Raw genomic sequence first — 20,585 nt, 5'->3', positions numbered from 1 at the left:
CGTTACAAGTTCTTGGAAGAGCCCTTAACAAGAGTTCTTAACAAAGAGTCCTTAACAAGAGACAAGGCGATGATCGACTTCATGCTCAACGGGCAGCCATGCCGGAGCGAGGCCTCTCCCGAAACCAGCGTGCTCGAATTGTTGCGCGAAACGCTGGCTGTCACGGGGACCAAGGAGGGCTGCGCCTCGGGTGATTGCGGTGCGTGCACGGTAGCTATCGGTGAACCCGGCCCTGACGGCGAGCTGCACTATCACAGCGCCAATGCCTGCATTACCCCTGCCCACCAGCTCAATGGACGCCATCTGGTCACCGTGGATGGCCTCGCCCAGGGCGATGCGCTGCATCCGGCCCAGGCGGCCATGGTCGCGTGCCACGGCAGCCAGTGCGGCTTCTGCACCCCGGGTATCGTCATGTCGCTGTTCACCCTGCACGAACAGCAGCGTCAGGCACCGGCACCGCTGACGCCCCAGCGCCTGGAAGCCACGCTGGGCGGCAACCTGTGCCGCTGCACCGGCTATCGTCCGATCCGCGATGCCGCCTTGAGCATGGACTCTCATCCCGACAATCGCCCCCTGTGGCTCGACGCCGCCGCGCCCCGCGACAGCGAGGCAGACAAGACCGACCTCGATCTCGACGCCGCCTTTCTGCAGCCCTCCACGCTTGCAGCACTCACCGATTGCCTGAAGCGGCACCCCAAGGCGCGGCTCGTCGCCGGTGCCACCGACCTGTGGCTCGAATCGACCCAGCGCCTGGTACGCTTCGAGCACGTCATCGACGTGACCCGAGTGGCCGAACTCAACGTCGTCGAGGAAACCGAGCTGCAAGACGGCCGCCGCGGCTGGTGGATCGGCGCCGCCGTCACCTACTCGCGCCTCGAACCGCTGCTGGAAGAACACTACGACGCCTTCGCCCACCTGCTGCACCGCCTCGGCTCCCAGCAGGTACGCAACCGCGGCACCCTGGGTGGCAACGTCGCCAACGCCTCGCCCATCGGCGACACCCCGCCGGTGCTGCTGGCGCTGGGCTCGCGTTTGCGTCTGGTCGGCCCCGAGGGTGAGCGCGAGCTGCCCCTTGAAGAGTTCTTCCTCGACTACAAGCGCACTGCGCTGCGCGAGGGCGAGGCCATTCGCGCGATCTTCCTCCCCCACCCCGAGGCGGGCCAAACTCTCAAGGTGTGGAAGCTGTCGAAGCGTCGTGAGGATGACATCTCGGCGGTGCTGGGCGCCTTCGCCTACCGCCTGGAGAACGGCGTGATGCGCGACGTGCGACTCGCCTTCGGCGGCATGGCGGCCATCCCCAAGCGGGCCGCCAATGCCGAAGCGGCGCTTGAGGGTCAGGCTCCCGATGCGGCCTCCTTCCGCGCCGCCCGCGAGGCCTTGGCCGAAGACTTCCAGCCCATGTCCGACGTGCGCGGCAGCGCCGAATATCGCCGGCTCTCCGCCGCCAACCTGCTCGAGCGCCTGCGTCTTGTGATCGCCCAGGCCGAGACCGATAGCCCCGGGAGGTGATGCTCCATGCGTACGCTCACTAAGTTGAAAAAAGATGCCGACGACATGAGCACGGACTCCGCCGTGGCGCGCGAGGAACTCAGGGGCGAAATCAAGGGTTCGAGCCCGCTGGCACGCGATACCGTGCACACCACGCCGCACCCTCACGCCCGAGCCCACGAGAGCGCGCTCAAGCACGTTACCGGCCGCGCCGCCTATATCGACGACCTCAAGGCACCGGCCGACGCCCTGCACGTGGCGCTGGCCCTCTCCCCCGTCGCCCATGGCCGCCTGACCCGGCTCGATCTGGAAAAAGTGCGCGCCATGCCCGGCGTGGTCGATGTGGTCGGCTTCCACGACGTGCCGGGACACACCGATATCGGCCCCGTTTTCCCGGGCGACCCCATCTTCGTCGAGGAGGAGATCAGCTACGTCGGTCAGGTACTGTTCGCCGTGGCGGCCGAGAGCCATCGCGCCGCCCGCAAAGCGGTGAACGCGGCTCTGGCCCAGGGTATCGCCGAGATCGACGAGCAGCCGGCCTGCCTCGATCCGGTGGCCGCCGCCGAGCGCGGCGAGTTCGTGCGCCCCACCCACGTGCAGCAGAGCGGCGATTGGGAACAGGCCCTGGCCAGCGCCGCCCATGTGGTCGAGGCGGAGCAGTTCGTCGGCGGTCAGGAACACTTCTATCTGGAAGGTCAGGCCTGCCTGGTGCAGCCCACCGAAGACGAAGGCGTGATCGTGCACACCTCCAACCAGCACCCCAGCGAGACCCAGAAGCTGGTGGCCGAGGTGCTCGGCATCCCCTTCCACGCCGTGACCGTGGAAGTACGCCGCATGGGCGGCGGCTTCGGCGGCAAGGAGACCCAGGCCTCGCCCTGGGCCTGCATCGCCGCGCTGATCGCCCGGCGCACCGGCCGTACCACCCGCGTGCGACTGCCCCGCGCCGACGACATGCGCGTCACCGGCAAGCGCCACCCGTTCCACAACCGCTACCGCCTCGGCGTGGATGAGCAGGGCGTGATCCAGGGCGGCGAGATCACCGTGATCGGCGACTGCGGCTACTCCCCCGATCTCTCGGACGCCATCGTCGACCGCGCCATGTTCCACAGCGACAACGCCTACTCGCTGGGCGAGGCCCGGGTGACCGGCCACCGCGCCCGCACCCACACCGCCTCCAACACCGCCTTCCGCGGCTTCGGCGGCCCCCAGGGCATGATGGTGATCGAAGCGGCGATGGACGACATCGCCCGGCGCATCGGCGAAGACCCGCTGACGGTGCGCAAGCGCAACTTCTACCGCCCCGGCCGGCAGACCACCCACTACGGCCAGCAGGTGGATCAGATCAAGCTGCTGCGCGAGCTGGTCGAGCAGTTGGAAACCAGCAGCGAGTACTGGGCACGGCGGCGTGCCATCACCGAGTTCAACGCCGAGAGTCCGATCATCAAGCGAGGCCTGGCGCTCACCCCGGTGAAGTTCGGTATCTCCTTCACCGCCAAGCACCTCAACCAGGCCGGTGCCCTGCTGCACGTCTATACCGACGGCAGCGTGATGATCAATCACGGCGGCACCGAGATGGGCCAGGGCCTGCACACCAAGATCTGCCAGGTGGTGGCCCGCGAGCTGGGGCTCGACGTCGACGAGGTGCGCATCACCGCCACCCGTACCGACAAGGTGCCCAACACCTCGCCCACCGCGGCCTCCAGCGGCGCCGACCTCAACGGCCAGGCCGCCCGCGACGCCTGCGTGAAGCTCAAGCAGCGCCTGTTCGACTTCGCCCACGAGCACCTCTACAAGGATCAGGGTCTCGACCGCGAAGAGATGCGCCTGGAAGCCGGCCACCTGGTGGCGGGCCACGGCGAGAGCGAGCGCCGCATTCCCTGGGGCGAGCTGGTCCAGGCGGCCTATCTCAACCGCATCTCGCTCTCCGAGAAGGGTTTCTACGCCACGCCGCTGATCCACTACGACCGCAACTCCGGCCAGGGCCGCCCCTTCTACTACTACGCCTTCGGCGCCGCCGTGGCCGAGGTCAGCGTCGACACCCTGACCGGCGAGTACCAGGTCGATCGGGTCGATATCCTGCACGACGTGGGCGACTCGCTGAACCCGGCCATCGACATCGGCCAGGTGGAGGGCGGCTTCATTCAGGGCATGGGCTGGTTGACCAGCGAGGAGCTGAGGTGGAACGAGGCCGGCCGGCTGATCTCCGACGGCCCCGCTACCTACAAGATCCCGACCTATGGCGATCTGCCGCCGGTGTTCAACGTCAAGCTGATGGAGGGCCACCCCAACTCCATGGCCAGCATCTACCGCTCCAAGGCGGTGGGCGAGCCGCCCTTCATGCTCGGCATGGCGGTGTGGTCGGCGCTGCGCGACGCCCTGGCGAGCCTCGCCGACTACGCCGAAGCGCCGCGACTCGACACCCCGGCCACACCGGAGCGGGTACTGATGGCCGCCGAGGAGCTGCGTAGCCGCTACGACAGCGCGCAGCTGGAACGAGGCGCGCCGTAATGAACGCGCCACGGCCCACTCCCTGGCACGAAGCGCTACACCGGCTGCAGCGCGAGGGACTGCCCCACGCGCTGGCCACGGTGGTGACCAGCGCCGGCTCCACCCCCGCGAGCCCGGCGCGCGCATGGTTATCAGCGAGAGCGAAGTGTTCGACACCCTGGGTGGCGGCACCTTCGAGTTCCAGGTGATCGACGCCGCCCGCGAGAAGCTGGCACAGGGCGAAGCCGGCATGAGCCTCGAAGCCTTCGCCCTGGGCGGGCGCAGCGGCCAGTGCTGCGGCGGCTTCGTCAACGTGCTGCTGGAGGTGTTCCCCGGCAGCGCGGCCACGCTTGCCATCTTCGGTGCCGGCCACGTCGGCACCGAGCTGGTACGCCTGGCCGCCCCGCTGCCCTGGCGTGTGCTGTGGCACGACAGCCGTGAGGGCGTATTCCCGGCCTGGACCAAGGAACAACCACGCCTGGCCTGCCGCCATGCGCCGGACCCGCAGGCCGCCGTGGCGGCGCTGCCGGCGGGCAGCCACGCGCTGGTACTGACCCATGATCATGCAGAGGACCGCGCCCTGGTCGACGCCCTGCTCCAGCGCGACGACATCGCCTCCATCGGCTTGATCGGCTCCAAGAGCAAGTGGGCCAGCTTCCGTTCGCGGCTCACCGATGCCGGCCACGACGACGCGGCCCTGGCCCGGGTGCGCTGCCCCATCGGCATGACCAGAGACGCAAATGGCGAACCAATCAGAGGCGGCGACAAGACGCCCTACGCCATCGCCATCGCCGCCCTGGCCGAACTGCTGCCGATGGTGGGCAACGCCGAGCGCACCGATCAGCGCGGTCTGGAGCCAGCAGAGCTTAGAGCACTGTTCAGCGAACAATCACGATGATGCATAGCAATGCCAAGACTAGGGGCGCCGGGGACAGACCGTAGGGGAGGTCCTTCGCCATGGATGGCGAAGGTAGCGCCCAGGGACGGGTTCACAGCGCCTCCCCGAAGGTCTGTCGCCGGAACAGCCCCAGCCATCGTATCCATTAAGGCCCTGACAAGATGAACCAGAACGACACCCGCGTGATACGCGCCGAACTGCTGAGCTTCGATGCCGATCCCGGCGAAGGCGACAGCCCCGCCGAAGGCAGCGTGCGTCACTACGCCGACGGCGCGCTGTGGCTGGAGAATGGCCGCATCAAGGCCATCAACGACTACGCAGCGCTGGCGCCACACCTGCCCGAAGGCATCGAGACGGTGGATCATCGCGGCAAGCTGGTGATGCCCGGCTTCATCGACAGCCACGTGCACTACGTGCAGCTGGAGATCATGGCTTCCTACGGGCGTCAGCTGCTGGACTGGCTGAACGAGTACACCTTCCCCGAAGAGTGCGGCTTCGCCCAGCGCGAGCGGGCCGAGGTGATCTCCAATGCCTTCCTCGACGAGATGCTGCGGGTCGGCACCACCACCGCCCAGGTGTTCTGCTCCAGCCACCCCACCTCGGTGGAAGCCTTCTTCACGGCCTGCCGCGAGCGCGACCTGCGCATGCTGGCCGGCAAGGTGCTGATGGATCGCAACGCCCCCGAGGCGCTGTGCGACGACACCTACGGCGGCATTCGCGACACCGAACTGCTCATCGGCGAGTGGCACGGCAGAGGGCGCCTGGGCTACAGCCTGACCCCGCGCTTCGCGCCCACCTCCACCCGCCAGCAGCTCGACGCCACCGGCGGCCTGCTGCGCAACGACCCGAGCCTGTGGCTGCAGACCCACCTCTCCGAGAACCCCGGCGAACTCGACTGGGTGGCCGAACTGTTCCCGAGAGCCGCGACTATCTCGAAGTCTATGAGCAGTCCGGGCTGGTCGGCCCGCGCAGCACCTTCGCCCACGGCATCCACCTCGACCAGGAGATGCGTTGCAGGCTGGCCGAGCGCGGCGCCAACATCGCCTTCTGCCCCAGCTCCAACATGTTCCTCGGCAGCGGCCTGTTCGACCGCCTGGCGGCACGCGAGGTCGGCCTCAACATCACCTACGCCAGCGACATCGGCGGCGGCACCGACCTCTCCGGCCTCGCCACGCTCAAGGCCGGCTACCAGGTAGGCCAACTGCGCGGCCAACCGCTCACCGCCTGGCAAGGCCTCTACGGCCTCACCCTGGGCAACGCCAAGGCGCTCTCGCTGGATGACAAGATCGGCCGCCTCGCCCCCGGCATGGAAGCCGACTTCGTGGTGATCGACCCGACGGCTCGCCGCTGCTTGGGCGACGTCACGCGCGTTGCAAAACCCTCGGCGAGCGGCTGTTCGCCCTGATGATGCTGGGCGACGACCGCAGCATTCTGGAAACCTGGGCCAGCGGACGCTGCCAGCACCAGCGCGACCAGGCCTAGGCTAAGCCTGAAACGAAAATGGCGAGTGGCTCTCGGAATTCATGAGGACCACTCGCCAATGAGAAAACGCTCAAGTAGCTTCGTGCGCGGGGAGGCGCTACCAACGTCGCTGTCTGTCGATTCAGCCCATCATGGCCGGTAGCGCCTCAGTTAGAGCCTCGACCGCGAGACGCACCCGACGCGGGAGGTGGGGCGTCGGCAGCCACATGGCATAGGCGTCGTAAAGGAAACAGGGCTCCTCGGGCAGCAACAGTATCAAGTCACCAGATTCGATACGTTCGCGCACAAGCCAGTAAGGGAGCCACGCCATCCCCATGCCTAGGGTCGCCGCATCGGCGACGGCGGCGAGATCGTCGAAGCGCATGCGGTGGATGGGGGTTATCGCCGCTGCCGGCAGGTCTTCTTGGGGAAACAACCAAGGACGGACCCTGCCGGAGCGCCGGTAGATGACCGCCTGGTGACTGGCGAGCTCATTGACCTGCTGCGGCTCACCATTCCGTTCGATGTAGCTGGGCGACGCGCAGACGACCATACGCTGCTGTGCAACGCGGCGGGCGACCAACCCCGGGCTTGTCTCCGAGCTGCCGGTGCGAATCGCCAGATCATAGCCATCATCGGCAAGATCGGTGAAGCGATCGTTGAACGATAGATCCAGCTCAAGTGCTGGGTATTGCTGAGCGAGCTTCAGCAGTACCGGCGCCACACAGCGGCGGCCGAAATGCACGGGCATGGTCACACGTAACTTCCCGTGTGGCTCGTTCAATTGATCGATGACGAGTGCATCGGCCGCATCCGCTTCTGCCAGCACCATCCGGCATCGCTCGTAGTACGCCCGCCCGAAGTCCGTCAAGCTCTGGCGGCGCGTAGTTCGGGCGATGAGTCGCACACCCAGGCGCTCCTCAAGAAATCTCACGTACTTGCCAACCATCGGCCCGGAGAGTTCCAAAGCTTCCGCGGCAGCCGTGAAGGAGCCCAGCTCAACGGCTTTGACGAAGACGGCCATGCTTGTAAGTCGGTCCATATTAAAAACCAGTGGTTTCTACTGTTCTACCTGATAGCAGATTTATCCGTTAATGACACCGCCTCATAGTCTATTCGTTTCATTCATTCAGGAGTCGAAACGAGATGACACGTGTCATTCGCTTTTACGAACATGGCGGCCCGGATGTCCTTCGCATCGAGAACATCGAACTGTCGCCCCCTGCACAGGGAGAGGTTCAGATCCGGGTAAAGGCGCTGGGACTGAACCGCGCAGAAGCGTTGCTGCGCGCAGGAAAGTACATTGAAACGCCGACACTGCCCTCAGGCCTTGGGCTAGAGGCAGCCGGCATCGTCGAAGCAACCGGTGAGGGCGTGGTGGGCTTCGCTCAGGGCGATGCCATCAGCGCGGTGCCACCGTTGTCGATGGTCCGGTGGCCAACCTATGGCGAACGAATCAACTTCCCAGCCGAGTTCGTCGTCAAGCACCCTGCCTCACTCGACTGGGCGACCGCCGCTGCCGTTTGGATGCCGTACCTGACTGCTTACGGTGCGCTGATCAACATTGCCGGACTTGGCAAAGGCGAGCACGTCGTGGTGACAGCCGCTTCCAGTAGCGTAGGGTTGGCCGCGATACAGATTGCTAACAGTATTGGCGCTATTCCCATCGCCGTTACCCGCACATCCGCCAAGCGGGATGCCCTGCTCGAACAAGGGGCAGCCCATGTTGTGGTTTCAGGTGAGGAAGACCTGGCGGCACGATTGTCGGCGATTGCCGGGCCAGAGGGAGCAAGGGTTGTGCTGGACCCGGTAGGCGGCTCGATCTTCGAACCACTGACGGCCGCGATGGCTCGTGAGGGAATACTGATCGAATACGGCGGCCTGAGCAACGAACCCACGCCATTCCCGTTGTTTACCGCACTGAGCAAGTCGCTGACTCTTCGCGGCTACCTTGTCCACGAGATCACCGGGAATCCGGCGCGACTCGAGGCCGCCAAGCGCTTCATTCTCGACGGGCTCGCCTCTGGGGCGCTAAAGCCGGTCATCGCCAGAACCTTTGAGTTCGACCAGATTGTTGAGGCACATCGCTACCTGGAATCGAACGAGCAGCTCGGCAAAGTCGTCGTTCGGGTTTGAATTAGGGGCTGGTGCCTGGCATGGAAACCGGCTTCGTGGTGCTCGCACCCGACGGCTCGCCGCCACGCACGCTGCAAGCTCCTCAGCGAGCGGCTGTTCGCGCTGATGATGCTCGGCGACGACCGCAGCATACTGGAGACCTGGGCCAGCGGACGCTGCCAGCATCGCCGCGACCAAGCCTAGGCTAGGTCTGAAACGAAAATGGCGAGTGGTTCTCGATATTCATGAGGACCACTCGCCACGATTTGAAATTCAGTGTGAAACCCAGTTGTGAAACCTACTGCTTCGAGGGCCATACCTCCCCACTATCCGGATCGAAGATCCAGCGCTCGCCACCCACCCGGAAGAGCAGCTCTCCGTTGCTCCACGCCAGCGCCTCGTAGATGCGCTCCTCAGGTGCCAGCTCATCATGCTCGGGGCTGCGCACCGGCATGGCACCCTCCTCCACCGTTTCTCCCAGCCGCTCAGCATCAACCACCGTCAGCGTGCGACCGCCCGCAGGGCCTTCCTGCACGAAGACCAGCCGACGCGAATCTTCGCTCCATAGCCCGATAGTGATGTTGCCGCCGTACTGGAATGCAGCCGGCCTTGGCTGCCGCGCATCCATTCGGACAAGCCAGCCGGCGCTGTGTGCCGCCCCCGTGGTGACCACGGCTAGCCAGGCACCGTCCGGCGAAATCGTGGCCTCTTGAAAGCGATCCGCAGCGCCAAACTCAGCCTGTTGATCCACGCGAATGGTATTCGGCACATCGTCTATGCCAACCAGCACGGACCCATCCGCCGCCCGGATCTGCTCGTCACCTACCTCAAGCGGAGCAAGAGCCGCTTCAGGTTGAGAGGTATCGGCTGTTTCGGCCTCCGGTGGCGGCTCGCCATCCCCCGGCGACGGACAGCCGCTGAGCACGAGCGCAGCGGTTGCGATTGTGAGAGCGAGCGGGAGCCTGCGTGGAGCCATGAAGCCTCCTGATGCCGAATTGAATGCTTCATCTGCACGGCAGTGTAGGTGCCAGGGAACACCTGTAAACCTTAGAAGCTAACGCCTTGCTCACCGGAAAATTGGGAGCGTAGCGACTAACTTTTCCAAGTTCAGAAACTTGTTATGCCTTTGTTGCTAGCTGATCGTAGCCAATTAAAACCGACGGGCTAAATGACTCAAACTGCCACCTTGGCAGTCGCTGACGATCTGTCTTATAAGCTTCCATTAATTCACTTAGGTCAGAAGGGCTATCTATACCTAGGACACACTTAACTTTCTCAAAATATGATTTTGATGATGCTCGAGCAAAGATTTCAAACGCACTATGAAATCTACCAACGTACAACAGCGTATCAGGAAACCAACGAGAATAAAAGTCAGCTTGCATTATTTCTGACCGCATAAACAGCACAAAGTCAGCCTGCATCAGATAACGAAACTCTATGCCAGAATGCTTACTTCTTTGCTCAAGAAGATCCGCATGAACAGATAACCGCCTTAGCTCTAGCCGATTATTCCTGTGCTCCAATGAACGTAAATATTCCCAAAAAGCGTCATAGCCAACCATTACATACTTACCATAGTCGGATCTTCCAGCCACATAGTACTGCTGTGTCAACAACAGATTTACCTCATCAAATCTTTCATGCTTGATGAGGATCGCAATCGCATATAAAAAAATTTCATGAACAATAAATTTGAAGTTGTCGAAATCCCATTCGCTCCAGCTATTAACATTTTCTGGCCTACTCATATACGGGATCAAGGATTCGAAAAATCGGTGAATTTTCTGTATGCTTTCTTCTTCTGGAGCATATTGAGCAAGAGTGACAAACAAACTAATCAATTCATTCCGACAAGGAAGAAACTTTTCGATACTATCAATAACCTGATCGTCAAACTCACCTTCCTTTTCTGTGATTCGGAACCTTTCAAGATTGCTAACAAAAGTGGACAAATACTCATCTAGCGCCCCTGATGCGAACGACTTCCTTTCTTTGATAGCCGAAATAGCCCGTTTGTGTGCCGCCGCAGTCCCCAAAGATATTCCGTCTGACTCGTCAAGAAAGGATGGTCGCTTACCTATTTCTGGCCTAGTATATAGGGGTTTATCATATATCCAACGCAGCAATTTTTCGAAATTGTCTGCATAGTTATCAGGCTCACTTAAATCGATATATATTCTCGATTTGTAGTATGTGGGTAAGTACGCCTTACCTTGTGCATCTCTCTCGGGAATTATGGCTACAAACTTTCCTTGTTCCTGATTTTCATACACCTCACGTGAGATAATTTGAGTTTCTGTGCCCACACCACCGGATCTGCCATCTGCCTTCGATGCATATACCTCGTCACATATCATAGCCACCTTGGTTATCTGCGGGTCGGTAACCATTTTTTCCATAAAGGAAACCGAATCATGTCCTTCTTTAAGATCCCATTTATCAAGAATTACGTGAACACCTGATTCGGCCAGTTCGTTAGCTAAATCAATCACCCACTGCTCATGCGTTGGATTAGACCAGCTATATGAAATAAATAATTTTGGGGCTTCCATCTATTTGCAGATCCTCAATTAGGCATAACGCCGCGCTCTGTGGCAATTTTGGAGCGCAGCGGAAAAATTGTCCGACAGCAGCGCATTGTTATGTGATGTGACGATTTTAGAAGTAGTCACTGAATTTCCTTTATCATTTTCTTAATGATCATATTCTCCAACTTTCCAGATATAGCTGCTTCATTATTCTTCCAGTGCATTCCGTCGTTATAAATAATACCCAACAAATAGAATGACTCTGGCACAGCAACACCCTTGCTTTCAGCAAAGCTCAATTTATTTGGTGTTTTATGTGTAGTAAGAAATTCTGCCTTTGAATCTTCACTATTCAATCTATCATAGGCATATTTTTCGACTTTCTTGCGTAATGCGCAACAGACTGCAAATGGGTCGTAAACAGACTCATCGGCTATATATTTTGCAAACTCTGAAAATACATACTGGTCAAAAACGGAAGAATCGCCCCAAGTTGGCTTTAGTCCTAAAGTCTCAAATGCTAGCCGAATATTTATTGGTTGGGGTTCGTAATGTAAATGATATTTAGATACATCGCCCTCAATCTCAGGTTTTTCTCTGTTTAAAAGCAGTTTCTTCAAGTGAGGATTAACTTTTGCATCTCGCCTCTCAAGATAAAAAACCTTCTGATTGCTAAATGTATAATTTCGAAAAAAAGCAGGATCCAGATGTGTAAGGATAATAGGGTAAAACAACTTACCATCTTCTTTAAACTTCGCTATAAGCTGAGTAACATAATATTGAACTGCTATAAGGTTAGCATCATCAAGATAATCAAAAACCTCGTCTATTACCAGAATATTCCTTTTCTTGGTTAGACTAAGCTCTGCCTTTTTGAGAAGTGCTATGAAGCACATTACATCCCTTTGCCCATTCGAGACCTGGTGAACCTTAGGCATCTCTACAACTAACTTTCCATCTTTTTCTTTAGGCTTAAATTCTTTCCAGCTAGAATTGAAATCATCAAAAAGTCGCTCATAGGCAGACTTTCCAAACTCATATATTGTTCTTTTTACAGCCTTTCTAAACTCGAGTGGATTTTCATTGAAGTCTGATGCCATCTGAATAGCAGCCAAGTAGTTCTCGGCTGTATTTGTGAAGCCCAAATCAAATGAAGCGCATACATCAGCGATGTTTGAAAGGTTATTGGTTCCCTCTAAGAATTGTATCTCATTCTGATCAACCCAGTCTAATAGATTGGCTCGTGATCCGTTTTGATCATTTAACCTTTGGATAAATGAACTTATTCTTTCTTGGACACGCTGACCAGAAATTCTCTCAAGATAAACGAGGTGGTTGTTTAACTCGGTTATAAATTTTCCGTTCTGATAAACACTTTGGATATTAGGCAAAACTTTTCCATTTTTCCCAATTTTATCCTTTTGATTATTAATCGAGTAATTGAGGACAGTTTTTTCTGGTATGCTGCTAGATAATACAATTGGAGGTATCTCTAGTGAAGCAGAGGCAATAACATGACCACCAATTCTATTCTTTTTCACTTTAGCGAAGACTTGGCTGTTAATTACAAAATAGTCAAAAGTATTACTAATTTCATTTGTAATATTATCAGCGAAAGCAACTTCTATGTTTCCATCATCATCCAAATACGAGATTTCTAATCTAGGAGATAAATCATCTTTTCCTTGATGATAGTCATTTTTATGAAGATCAATCTTTTTGCTTTTAAGTGATTTAAACGCAGTAGCCAAAGAGCTTTTCCCAAACCCATTTGGCGCGACTAAAATACTAGGCTTGTTTTTCGGAATATCAAATTCATATAGCCCATTGCTCGTGCCATCACCAATCCCTTTAACATTAGTGATTGCAATCTTTTTTATCACTCAAACTCTCCCTCACATAACGCCGCGCTCTGCGGCAACTTTGTAGCGCAGCGGAAAAGTTGTCCGTCAGCAGCGCTTTGTTAAATTCTTACATGATGAGCGACTGGGACTCATTTGCATATTTTTTTATTAATTTTGATAAGCCATCCAATTTCTGGCTTGCATATATTTGATTCTGCGCTGCTCTCGCTGTTCCAGTATTTAACCTTCTAGAATTAACTTTATCCAGTTGATAAGTGTTGAAATTTCCACCAGTTCTGGGCGGCGTACAAACTAACGCGAGATCAGATCTCAGATTCACAATTATTTCGACTGCAGGATGACCAGGGCCTGCCATTATATTCCCAGCAGACTTAGGTAATGAAAAATGGACAGGATTATCTGAAGTTATTAGCTTTACATCATTATGAGGAACGAAAAATTGCCACTCTTTAGATAGGCACGATTCAGATATCCTATCTGCTGCCTCCAGCATGGGTCTCAAGCTAACCCACTCCTTTGCTGTCGCTTTAATTCCGTATTTTTCTAGCCCCGCTGCGATAAAAGGCTCGTGGGTTGCAGCCACTTCCAGCATCCGCTGAGCGATTTGTGTATGAAGCTCATTGATACCATCACGAAAACTAGGAACTCTCGTGAAAGAGAGCCCAATAAAATAGGCAAGTATTCCAATATACTCATCTGACAAAGCTACCTTAGTATTAGGTTTTGCCTCGATACTTTGGATTATTTTAGGAACCTCATTATCTAACGTTTGAGCAAAAATTGTTTCTAAGGTATCAGTATCTTTTTCTCCTTCGTCATTTTCCTGCGCGTAGTAAAAAGAGCTCCAAGCAACAGACTTCGTTGACACAAGCCTTGGTGGGTTGTCATATCGTTTCTCATACTTCCATATCATTTTTCCACTAGGATATTCTGGATCGGAAAACCCCTTAAGAAAACCTTGTGGTACGAAGTGTTGTCTTTTTATAGCCATAAATTTAACAGTGATTGGACCGCGCGTCCTGATATTGGATGAACACCCCTGCGCGTTCAACAATATTATCTGGCGCGCTCCTTTTCTTCCAAATCGTTGACTTTTCTAGTATCTAACTATAATTCGGCCACCTATGCAGTATTCGCGCGCATGCTCGTTTTGTCGGCATTGATATACCGCCTGCATATCTGCTGATCCAAAAATGCTAAGTGAGGAGGCACGCACCTGAGCCAAAAGCTCATGAAGAAGTTAAAGGCCACCAATGGCGTAAAGCACCCAGCCCCCGTACCGAGAAAAGCCGCGATGTAACGCATGCGCTGGCAAAGGTTTGTCGGGGTACGTAGCCCGCTGTGCTGAGCCGTGACTTCCAGGGACGCTACCGCCCTGCTGGCAAAATGGATGACGTTTTCCATCATCCCTAATGCGGCATCCCTGAGTACGTCTTGGTTACGTAAGCCATCTCTGCAGCTTTTTTCTCAACGTAACCGAGAGAAACGTTGAGGGCAACGCCAACCAAAGCACGACACCAAGGCAGCACCATTGGCGCAAGCGCATCCGCCATCAGCTTGACGCAGATCAAACATCTCGCTGCCTACGCCTAGGCCGGCTAGTGAGTACTAGATTTCTCATGCATATTGAATCATTACAAACGATAACTAGGGTCGTTCGTGCTCCCTCTGCCCACTTTGCTTCGACAGCCGTTGCCCTATTCCCGCCTGACGTTGGCGTGCCTGCTGTGTCTCGCCAGCCTGTTCGCCTGGGCGGATGAGCACGTGGCAGTCGAGCCCAGCGACGAGCTGTTGGCTTCCCTTCACCAGGGCGGCTATGTGTACTACATGCGCCATGGGCCGACTGACACGACACTTCCCGACCGGGTGCCGGTCGACTTCGACGACTGTGCTACCCAGCGGCCCCTGAGCGACGAGGGCCGTGAACTCATGGCGACTGTCGCCGAGCACATGGCGCGGCACGCCTGGCCCATCGAGGATCCCGTTCTCGTCTCGCCCTTCTGCCGAACGCAGGAGACCGCTCGGATCCTGTTCCCGAACAAGCCCCAGCAGATCGACGAGCTGCTGCGCTATACCGCCGCGATGACGGACGACGAGAAGCAGCCCGTGAGCGAGCACACTGACAGGATGCTCTCGCTGCCGGTCGAGGGCAGCGCCAACCGCATGATCGTGGCCCATGGCCCCAATCTCGCCGACCTCATGGAATACTTCCCAGCCGAAGGCACCCTGGTGATCTTCTCGCCGCTCGGTGAGGCGGGTTATCTCTACCGTGCCAGCATTCCACCGGAGCTGTGGCCATCGCTGGCCTCCCAAGCACCGTAAGGTTGCCCATGAAGTCGAACCGACCGCTCATCTGGATCTTTCTTCTGCCCACTCTGGTGGTGCTGATCCCTGCCCTGCTGTTCGGTCTTGCCTCGGTGCAGGTGCTCAAGGAAAAGATGACTCAGAACCACGCCGTTCAGTCGGCGGACATGGCCGCTCTGCTGCAGGCCGCCAACTACACTCAGAGCCTGGGCGAGCTACATCAGGGCGTAGTGGACATGCTGCAGCAGGCCGACCGGGGCGAGCTGTCGGCGCTTGCCAGCTATCGGCTGCATTCGAGCTTCGTCAACGAGCTTGCCACCCTGGGCGGGCAGATACAGACGTTGACCGAAACGCCGCTGATGATCGATTTGAACCACGGCAGTGCCCAACATTTGCGCGAGGCTTTCGAAGGCTATCGGCGCTTCATCATCATGGCCGGCGACATCGCCACCGTGGATGCCACCCGAGCCCGACATTACCTGGACGAGGCACAGCATGAATTCCTGCGCTTCTCCATGCTCACGGGGCACCTTTCGTCCAAGCTGGCGCAGCGCAGCGGCGAGCGCACCAGCGATGCCTATCAGGACACTCTTGGGCACTTCAACACGCTGCTGCTGTTTGGCGGGGCGATCCTGGCACTGATGCTGGTCGCCGCCTTTTACTCCGCCCGGATCCTGAATCGTCACCTGCTGATCATCGCCGAAGGGCTGCTCGCGCTTTCCCATCCCCACCGTGAGGTTCCCGAGCTGCCGCGAGTTCAGCGTCTTGCCGAACTGGGGCGGGGTCAGTTGCAGCAGCTTGCCCTGGCGGTGCTGCGGCTGCGTGAAAGCGAGGCACGTCGACTCGTAGCCGAACGCAAGGCGCACCAGTTGGCCCACTTCGATGGCCTGACGGAACTGCCCAACTGGCGCATGATGAGCGAGCACCTGGCGCATTCATTGATGCTGTGTCAGCGCAACGGCCAGCATGGGGCGCTGATCTACCTGGATCTCGATCTCTTCCAGCAGATCAACGACAGCTACGGCCATCGTACCGGCGACCGCTTGCTGCGCGAGGTTGCCCAGCGACTGCGCACCTTCCAGCAGGAGGGGTGTATGGTTGGGCGGTTGGGCGGCTGGGCGGCTGGGCGGCGATGAGTTTCTCCTCATCATCGACTCCCTGCCCAAGCAGCCGGACAAGGCGGCCAATCTGGCGGAAGAGCTGGCCGATCGAATCCGGATCGTCGTGGCCGAGCCCTACTCCATCGATGGGATTCAGCACTTCCTCTCGGCAAGCCAGGGCGTGGCGATGTTCGACGGCTCGAGCGACGTCGAGACCCTGTTCAAGCTGGCAGATGCCGCCTGTCACCATGCCAAGCTGGCCGGTCGCGACACCATTTGCTTCCATGACGATGCCACCCAAGCCGTCATGGAAGCGCGCAACGAAACCAGGCGCGATCTGCGCTTAGCCCTACAGCGTGGCGAGTTCCGACTCGTCTATCAGCTTCAGTACGACGCCGATCATCGGCCGCTGGGAGCCGAGGCGCTGATCCGCTGGCAGCACCCGTCTCGCGGTATGGTGTCGCCGGCGGAGTTCATCCCGCTGGCTGAGGAGAGTGGCCTGATCGTGCCCCTCGGCGATTGGGTTCTCGAACAGGCGTGTCGGCAGCTGGTGGCCTGGCAGCAGCAAGCGGCTACGGCACATCTGACCCTGGCCGTGAACGTCAGCGCCCGACAGTTCAAGGAACCGGATTTCGTCGAGCGTATTGAACGGGTACTCACCGCTAGTGGCGCCAATCCCCACCGCTTGAAACTGGAGCTGACGGAGAGCAGCCTGCTGGACGACGTCGAGGCCGGAATCGACAAGATGCGGCGCTTGAAGCGTCTCGGCATCCGGTTCGCCCTGGACGACTTCGGCACCGGCTACTCTTCGCTGCAGTACCTCAAACGGCTACCGCTGGATCAGATCAAGATCGACCAGAGTTTCGTCAACGATCTGCTGCTGAGCGGCGATGACATGGCCATCGTGCGAACCATCATCGCCATGGGAGTATCCCTGCAGCTCGAGGTAGTGGCTGAAGGCGTGGAAACCGCCCACCAGCTCGGCTGGCTCGTCGAGGCGGGCTGTCATGTGTTCCAGGGCTATTACTTCTGCAAGCCGCTTCCTATCGACCAAATCGAGCTGCCACTAGCTCCAATCGCGGTGAGCTGAGCCAGAGACTGGCCTCACGCTAGGCTCAAGCGCAGTCTGTTACGCAGCCAGGAACAGCAGAACGAGACCCAGCGCAGCGGGAACCGCTTGAATGAGGAGAATCTTCTTGTTTGCCGTCAGGCCGCCGTAGACCCCAGCGACGAAGACGCAAAGCAGGAAGAAGACTTTGATGGAGAATCCAGCTTGGCCAAGGGCAAGGCCCCAGAAGAGCCCTGCCGCCAGGAAGCCGTTGTACAGGCCTTGGTTTGCCGCCAACGTCTTCGTCTGCACTGCGAAATCGGCGCTCAAGCCAAAGGCCCTTCTCCCCAGCGGCTTGTCCCAAAAGAACATCTCCAGGATGAGGATGTAGACGTGCAAGGCTGCGACAAGGAATACAACGATATTGGCGGCGATGATAAGCACTCGGTGCTGCTCCGAAATGGGTAGGATTGACGTGGAAGTGACGCGGCTCGGCGGTAATTCAACTTAGATGACATCTAACCGTTCCGCTTGAGCCGCGACTTGGCCTAGAGCGCAGCGGAAGGGTAAGCCGTCGGACTCAAAGCGGTTGTCAGCCGTTCCCATCGAAGCGCACCCCGGCCTGGGGATCATAGAGAGGACAGCCGAATTCAGCCCCTAAATCGATAAGTCGGTTCATGTCCTCACCCCTCATACCGTAGCAGTCGACTCTAAAAAACTGCGGTGTGGTAAAGATCTGAAAAGCGCCCCGCTTCTCATTCTCCCAAGTAGTCTCATCTACCTGACGCCACCCATCGGCGAAGAGATCTTTTAAGCGTTCCAGCATCGCCCCAATCGGAAGCTCTTCAAGCCCTTCCACATGTTTTCCATCGCTCAATCTCTCGTAAACCACTTGATGTTCGAGGGCGATACCATCGTTGTACTTCCAAAAATTCAAGTCGTAGCTCATAGTTCCTCCTTAACGACTAAGGCAGAGTTATGCGGCAATTTGGAACCAAGAAGCGGTGTAAAATTGTCCGTCAACAGCGCATTACTATGTATTCCTTCCCGCTGCATAAATCCAACACTCTTTACCAGACTGTAGACAAGAGTACGAACATAGTTGTTAATAGTTTTTGGATCGCACATAGAATTACAAACTTTGAAACTTCTCTCTTGTTTCTTGCGGGCTTTTCCGGAACCTGCTTGAGTCACTGGGCCAAGCCAGAGCGTTCATCGATCGTTGGATTCGGCACTACAACGAAGAACGGTCAAATCAGTCTTTGGGCCATGTGGCGCCCTAAGCACCCTCGGCATTAGCCGCGTAGGTGCGCAGAAACCAAGGGGCATTACACAAGCCCTTTACCCATGAAAATTGATGAGTCCGGGCATAGCCCAGAAAATTGCTGTGTCTCAGTGATGACGTTTGGAGCCTCCGAGCGAGTTAGTACCTCGTAGCCCAAGCGCTTGAAGAAATTATCAGCTGTGTTTGTCAGAAGATATAGCGCTTTTAGGCCAGAGCAAGTTGCCCACTCTTCAGAAAATGCCACAAGCTTCTGACCAAGGCCATTTCCTCGATGGGTTGCAGAAATAGCGAGCGAGCGAAGCAGTCCATAATCACCGCATACCTCAACCCCTATGACGCCCACTAGATCACTTTGATGACGAAGGCCAAAGAAACAAACGCCGCCATCATCCCGCAAATCAGCAACTGGCAGGTCACAAGCAACCAAGAGATCTCTAACTTCTTGGCTGTAGGCAATTTTCTCCATGAACTCTCCTTAATCGCCAACCTCACCAACACGTGAAGATTTGTAGTGAAGGTGCAACCGCAGCGAAAAATCTATAGCCGTGCTTGGCCTTGCAAACTGCCCAGCACATGTTTAAAGCACTGAACTCTTGGGTCACTCAAGACTGGTCCTTTCAGTATCAGAATATGAGCATTCACATGCTCACGATACGAAGCATAATCTCCCACAACCTCGTGAGGAATCAACAATGCTTCAAGGACATTGAAGTCCTCGTCGTAAATTATGGCCGCCAGAGCATCAAAGTCCTTCTCAGCGTACTTCCTGATAGCACTTAGCTGACGTGAATCATTTCCGGGGGTCACACGACGCCCCTTTATCTGAATACGCACACCATCCTTGGTGATGCCGTCATATCCCGCCATTGAGTTGGCCTGAAGCTCAAGACCCAAGGCCTCTGCCACCAGCCACTCTGTATAATCACCCAGCGGATTATTTTGAGTTCTGACTATACCCCTGACTCTAAGCTCATTGGTCGCGGCAGCCTGAAGCTGCAGAAGTTCTTTAATTGTCAGCTCACTGAGATGCATCTTCCCTCCCATTCGGCTATTGTCAACCGAAACCTCGTACGGAAGAATGCCGTAACGCGTCGGATTGAGCGTGGGCTTAGGCGTCACGGCATCTGGCAGCCGTTCTCTACGAAGCCAGGAACAGCAAAACGAACTGCTCGCTGTTAGTGCAGCGGAGGCTTAACGCCGGACGTGAGCGGCGCCTGGCAGCAGACAAAGCCCGCTGGAAGGCGTCCGCTCGATGGGCGGGATAGCCGCCTTCATGCAGGACGCTTTGCGAGGAGTGCCCACACGCCAGCTGCTGAGAGCAGCGAACCACCTGCCAGGTTGAAGCGTCGTTGCGCCCGTGGCGAGGACAGAAACTTTCGCGCCGAGCCAGCAAATACTGCATACAGCGTTGCGTTGAGCGCGGCCATTGCTACGAATGTGACTGCCAAGACCCAAAGCTGTTGCGTGACGGCCAAGCTTGGATTGATGAACTGCGGCAGAAAGGCAACGAAGAATACGATGCCCTTCGGATTGAGCGCGGTGACCAGGTAGGTGTTCGCGAACAGCTTCCAACGTGATCCCGGCGCAGCCGGCGCAGACAGCTCCACGGCAGAAATGCCAGCGCGCAGGAGCTTGATGCCAAGGTAAAGCAAATACAGTCCGCCAGCCCATTTGACGACCGTAAACCAGAAAGCCGAGGTTGCCAGGAGTGCACCTAAGCCGAGGAGAGATACCACCAAGGCCGTTGAGTCGCCGAGAGCAACGGCAGCGACGAGCGGCACATTCGCACGCCGGCCATGCGTCATGGAGTAGCTTATGACCGTGAGGATGGTCGGACCAGGAATGATGAGAAGCACCGCAGATGCGGCAACGAAGGCAAGCCATAGCTCGATTGACATGGTAGTACTCCCCTTTTAGCGGCTAACGACGAAGCTGAGCTGCGCTTAAGGCTGGCGCGGATTTGGGGCAACAAGGCCGCTACAGGGCCGAGCGTCGGGCTGCAG

General features: G+C 57.4%; 16 protein-coding genes and 3 pseudogenes. 9 read left to right on the top strand and 10 right to left on the bottom strand.

Features of this window, described 5'->3' with window-relative positions; translation table 11 throughout:
• Positions 1-69 precede the first annotated feature (69 nt).
• The 4 genes and pseudogenes from xdhA (at position 70) to guaD (ending at position 6,355) form a co-directional block, all read left to right on the top strand.
• Positions 70-1,532: pseudogene (gene xdhA / locus EKK97_RS11055) on the top strand (xanthine dehydrogenase small subunit).
• Positions 1,516-3,996 carry a xanthine dehydrogenase molybdopterin binding subunit gene (gene xdhB / locus EKK97_RS11050; protein ID WP_159551865.1) on the top strand — a complete coding sequence of 827 codons (2,481 nt, stop codon included), beginning with the start codon at positions 1,516-1,518 and terminating at the stop codon, positions 3,994-3,996. Before xdhA ends, xdhB begins: the two are co-directional and overlap by 17 nt.
• A pseudogene (xdhC, locus tag EKK97_RS11045) lies at positions 3,996-4,873 on the top strand (xanthine dehydrogenase accessory protein XdhC). Before xdhB ends, xdhC begins: the two are co-directional and overlap by 1 nt.
• Positions 4,874-5,034: 161 nt before the next feature.
• Positions 5,035-6,355 (top strand): annotated as a pseudogene (guaD, locus tag EKK97_RS11040) (guanine deaminase).
• Positions 6,356-6,476: 121 nt separating this feature from the next.
• On the opposite strand, the gene EKK97_RS11035 reads toward guaD, so the two are convergent.
• Positions 6,477-7,358, bottom strand: a complete 882-nt coding sequence (locus EKK97_RS11035) for a LysR family transcriptional regulator (protein ID WP_201297074.1) — start codon at positions 7,356-7,358, stop codon at positions 6,477-6,479.
• 122 nt (positions 7,359-7,480) lie between these two features.
• Between EKK97_RS11035 and EKK97_RS11030 the strand changes: the two genes are divergently transcribed.
• A complete protein-coding gene (locus EKK97_RS11030; protein ID WP_159551861.1) occupies positions 7,481-8,470 on the top strand; it encodes a zinc-dependent alcohol dehydrogenase family protein in 990 nt (329 codons plus the stop codon).
• A 277-nt stretch (positions 8,471-8,747) separates the two neighbouring features.
• On the opposite strand, the gene EKK97_RS11025 is transcribed toward EKK97_RS11030, so the two are convergent.
• The 4 genes from EKK97_RS11025 to EKK97_RS11010 all read right to left on the bottom strand — a co-directional run bounded on the left by EKK97_RS11025 (position 8,748) and on the right by EKK97_RS11010 (position 13,899).
• Positions 8,748-9,239 (bottom strand): TolB-like translocation protein, encoded by a 492-nt coding sequence (locus tag EKK97_RS11025; RefSeq protein WP_234286292.1) that lies wholly within the window; start codon positions 9,237-9,239, stop codon positions 8,748-8,750.
• Between the two features lie 328 nt (positions 9,240-9,567).
• Positions 9,568-11,004: an SEFIR domain-containing protein gene (locus EKK97_RS11020; protein WP_159551857.1), complete on the bottom strand. Its 1,437-nt coding sequence runs from the start codon at positions 11,002-11,004 to the stop codon at positions 9,568-9,570.
• Between the two features lie 116 nt (positions 11,005-11,120).
• Entirely contained in the window at positions 11,121-12,863 is a 1,743-nt protein-coding gene (locus EKK97_RS11015) for a hypothetical protein (RefSeq protein WP_159551855.1), read from the bottom strand.
• 88 nt (positions 12,864-12,951) lie between these two features.
• The gene (locus tag EKK97_RS11010) at positions 12,952-13,899 is read right to left on the bottom strand and encodes a DUF4238 domain-containing protein (RefSeq protein ID WP_159551853.1); all 948 of its coding nucleotides are present in this window, start codon (positions 13,897-13,899) and stop codon (positions 12,952-12,954) included.
• A 638-nt stretch (positions 13,900-14,537) separates the two neighbouring features.
• Between EKK97_RS11010 and EKK97_RS11005 the strand changes: the two genes are divergently transcribed.
• The 3 genes from EKK97_RS11005 to EKK97_RS10995 are packed head-to-tail and all read left to right on the top strand — an operon-like array spanning position 14,538 to position 17,339.
• Positions 14,538-15,167 carry a histidine phosphatase family protein gene (locus tag EKK97_RS11005; RefSeq protein ID WP_159551851.1) on the top strand — a complete coding sequence of 210 codons (630 nt, stop codon included), beginning with the start codon at positions 14,538-14,540 and terminating at the stop codon, positions 15,165-15,167.
• An 8-nt stretch (positions 15,168-15,175) separates the two neighbouring features.
• A complete protein-coding gene (locus tag EKK97_RS11000) occupies positions 15,176-16,285 on the top strand; it encodes a sensor domain-containing diguanylate cyclase (RefSeq protein WP_159551849.1) in 1,110 nt (369 codons plus the stop codon).
• Positions 16,248-17,339, top strand: a complete 1,092-nt coding sequence (locus tag EKK97_RS10995; protein ID WP_159551847.1) for a putative bifunctional diguanylate cyclase/phosphodiesterase — start codon at positions 16,248-16,250, stop codon at positions 17,337-17,339. Before EKK97_RS11000 ends, EKK97_RS10995 begins: the two co-directional genes overlap by 38 nt.
• A gap of 39 nt (positions 17,340-17,378) precedes the next feature.
• On the opposite strand, the gene EKK97_RS10990 is transcribed toward EKK97_RS10995, so the two are convergent.
• On the bottom strand, positions 17,379-17,741 hold the full coding sequence (locus tag EKK97_RS10990; protein ID WP_159551845.1) for a DUF1304 domain-containing protein: 363 nt from the start codon (positions 17,739-17,741) through the stop codon (positions 17,379-17,381).
• 148 nt (positions 17,742-17,889) lie between these two features.
• Entirely contained in the window at positions 17,890-18,246 is a 357-nt protein-coding gene (locus tag EKK97_RS10985; RefSeq protein ID WP_159551843.1) for a hypothetical protein, read from the bottom strand.
• Positions 18,247-18,478: 232 nt separating this feature from the next.
• On the opposite strand from EKK97_RS10985, the gene EKK97_RS26105 reads away from it, so the two are divergent.
• Positions 18,479-18,580 (top strand): integrase core domain-containing protein, encoded by a 102-nt coding sequence (locus EKK97_RS26105; protein ID WP_159555767.1) that lies wholly within the window; start codon positions 18,479-18,481, stop codon positions 18,578-18,580.
• 45 nt (positions 18,581-18,625) lie between these two features.
• Here EKK97_RS26105 and arsN2 read toward each other — a convergent pair whose 3' ends face one another.
• The 3 genes from arsN2 to EKK97_RS10965 all read right to left on the bottom strand — a co-directional run bounded on the left by arsN2 (position 18,626) and on the right by EKK97_RS10965 (position 20,480).
• Positions 18,626-19,048 carry an arsenic resistance N-acetyltransferase ArsN2 gene (gene arsN2 / locus EKK97_RS10975; RefSeq protein ID WP_159551841.1) on the bottom strand — a complete coding sequence of 141 codons (423 nt, stop codon included), beginning with the start codon at positions 19,046-19,048 and terminating at the stop codon, positions 18,626-18,628.
• Positions 19,049-19,119: 71 nt separating this feature from the next.
• The gene (locus EKK97_RS10970) at positions 19,120-19,614 is read right to left on the bottom strand and encodes a DUF6998 domain-containing protein (RefSeq protein WP_159551839.1); all 495 of its coding nucleotides are present in this window, start codon (positions 19,612-19,614) and stop codon (positions 19,120-19,122) included.
• Positions 19,615-19,853: 239 nt separating this feature from the next.
• Entirely contained in the window at positions 19,854-20,480 is a 627-nt protein-coding gene (locus EKK97_RS10965) for a LysE family translocator (RefSeq protein ID WP_159551837.1), read from the bottom strand.
• Positions 20,481-20,585: the final 105 nt, after the last annotated feature.

The organism is Billgrantia tianxiuensis (assembly GCF_009834345.1).
Classification (GTDB): Bacteria; Pseudomonadota; Gammaproteobacteria; order Pseudomonadales; family Halomonadaceae; genus Halomonas; species Halomonas tianxiuensis.
The sequence above is the reverse complement of the archived record's forward strand: the minus strand, read 5'-3'. Positions and strand labels throughout refer to the sequence as shown.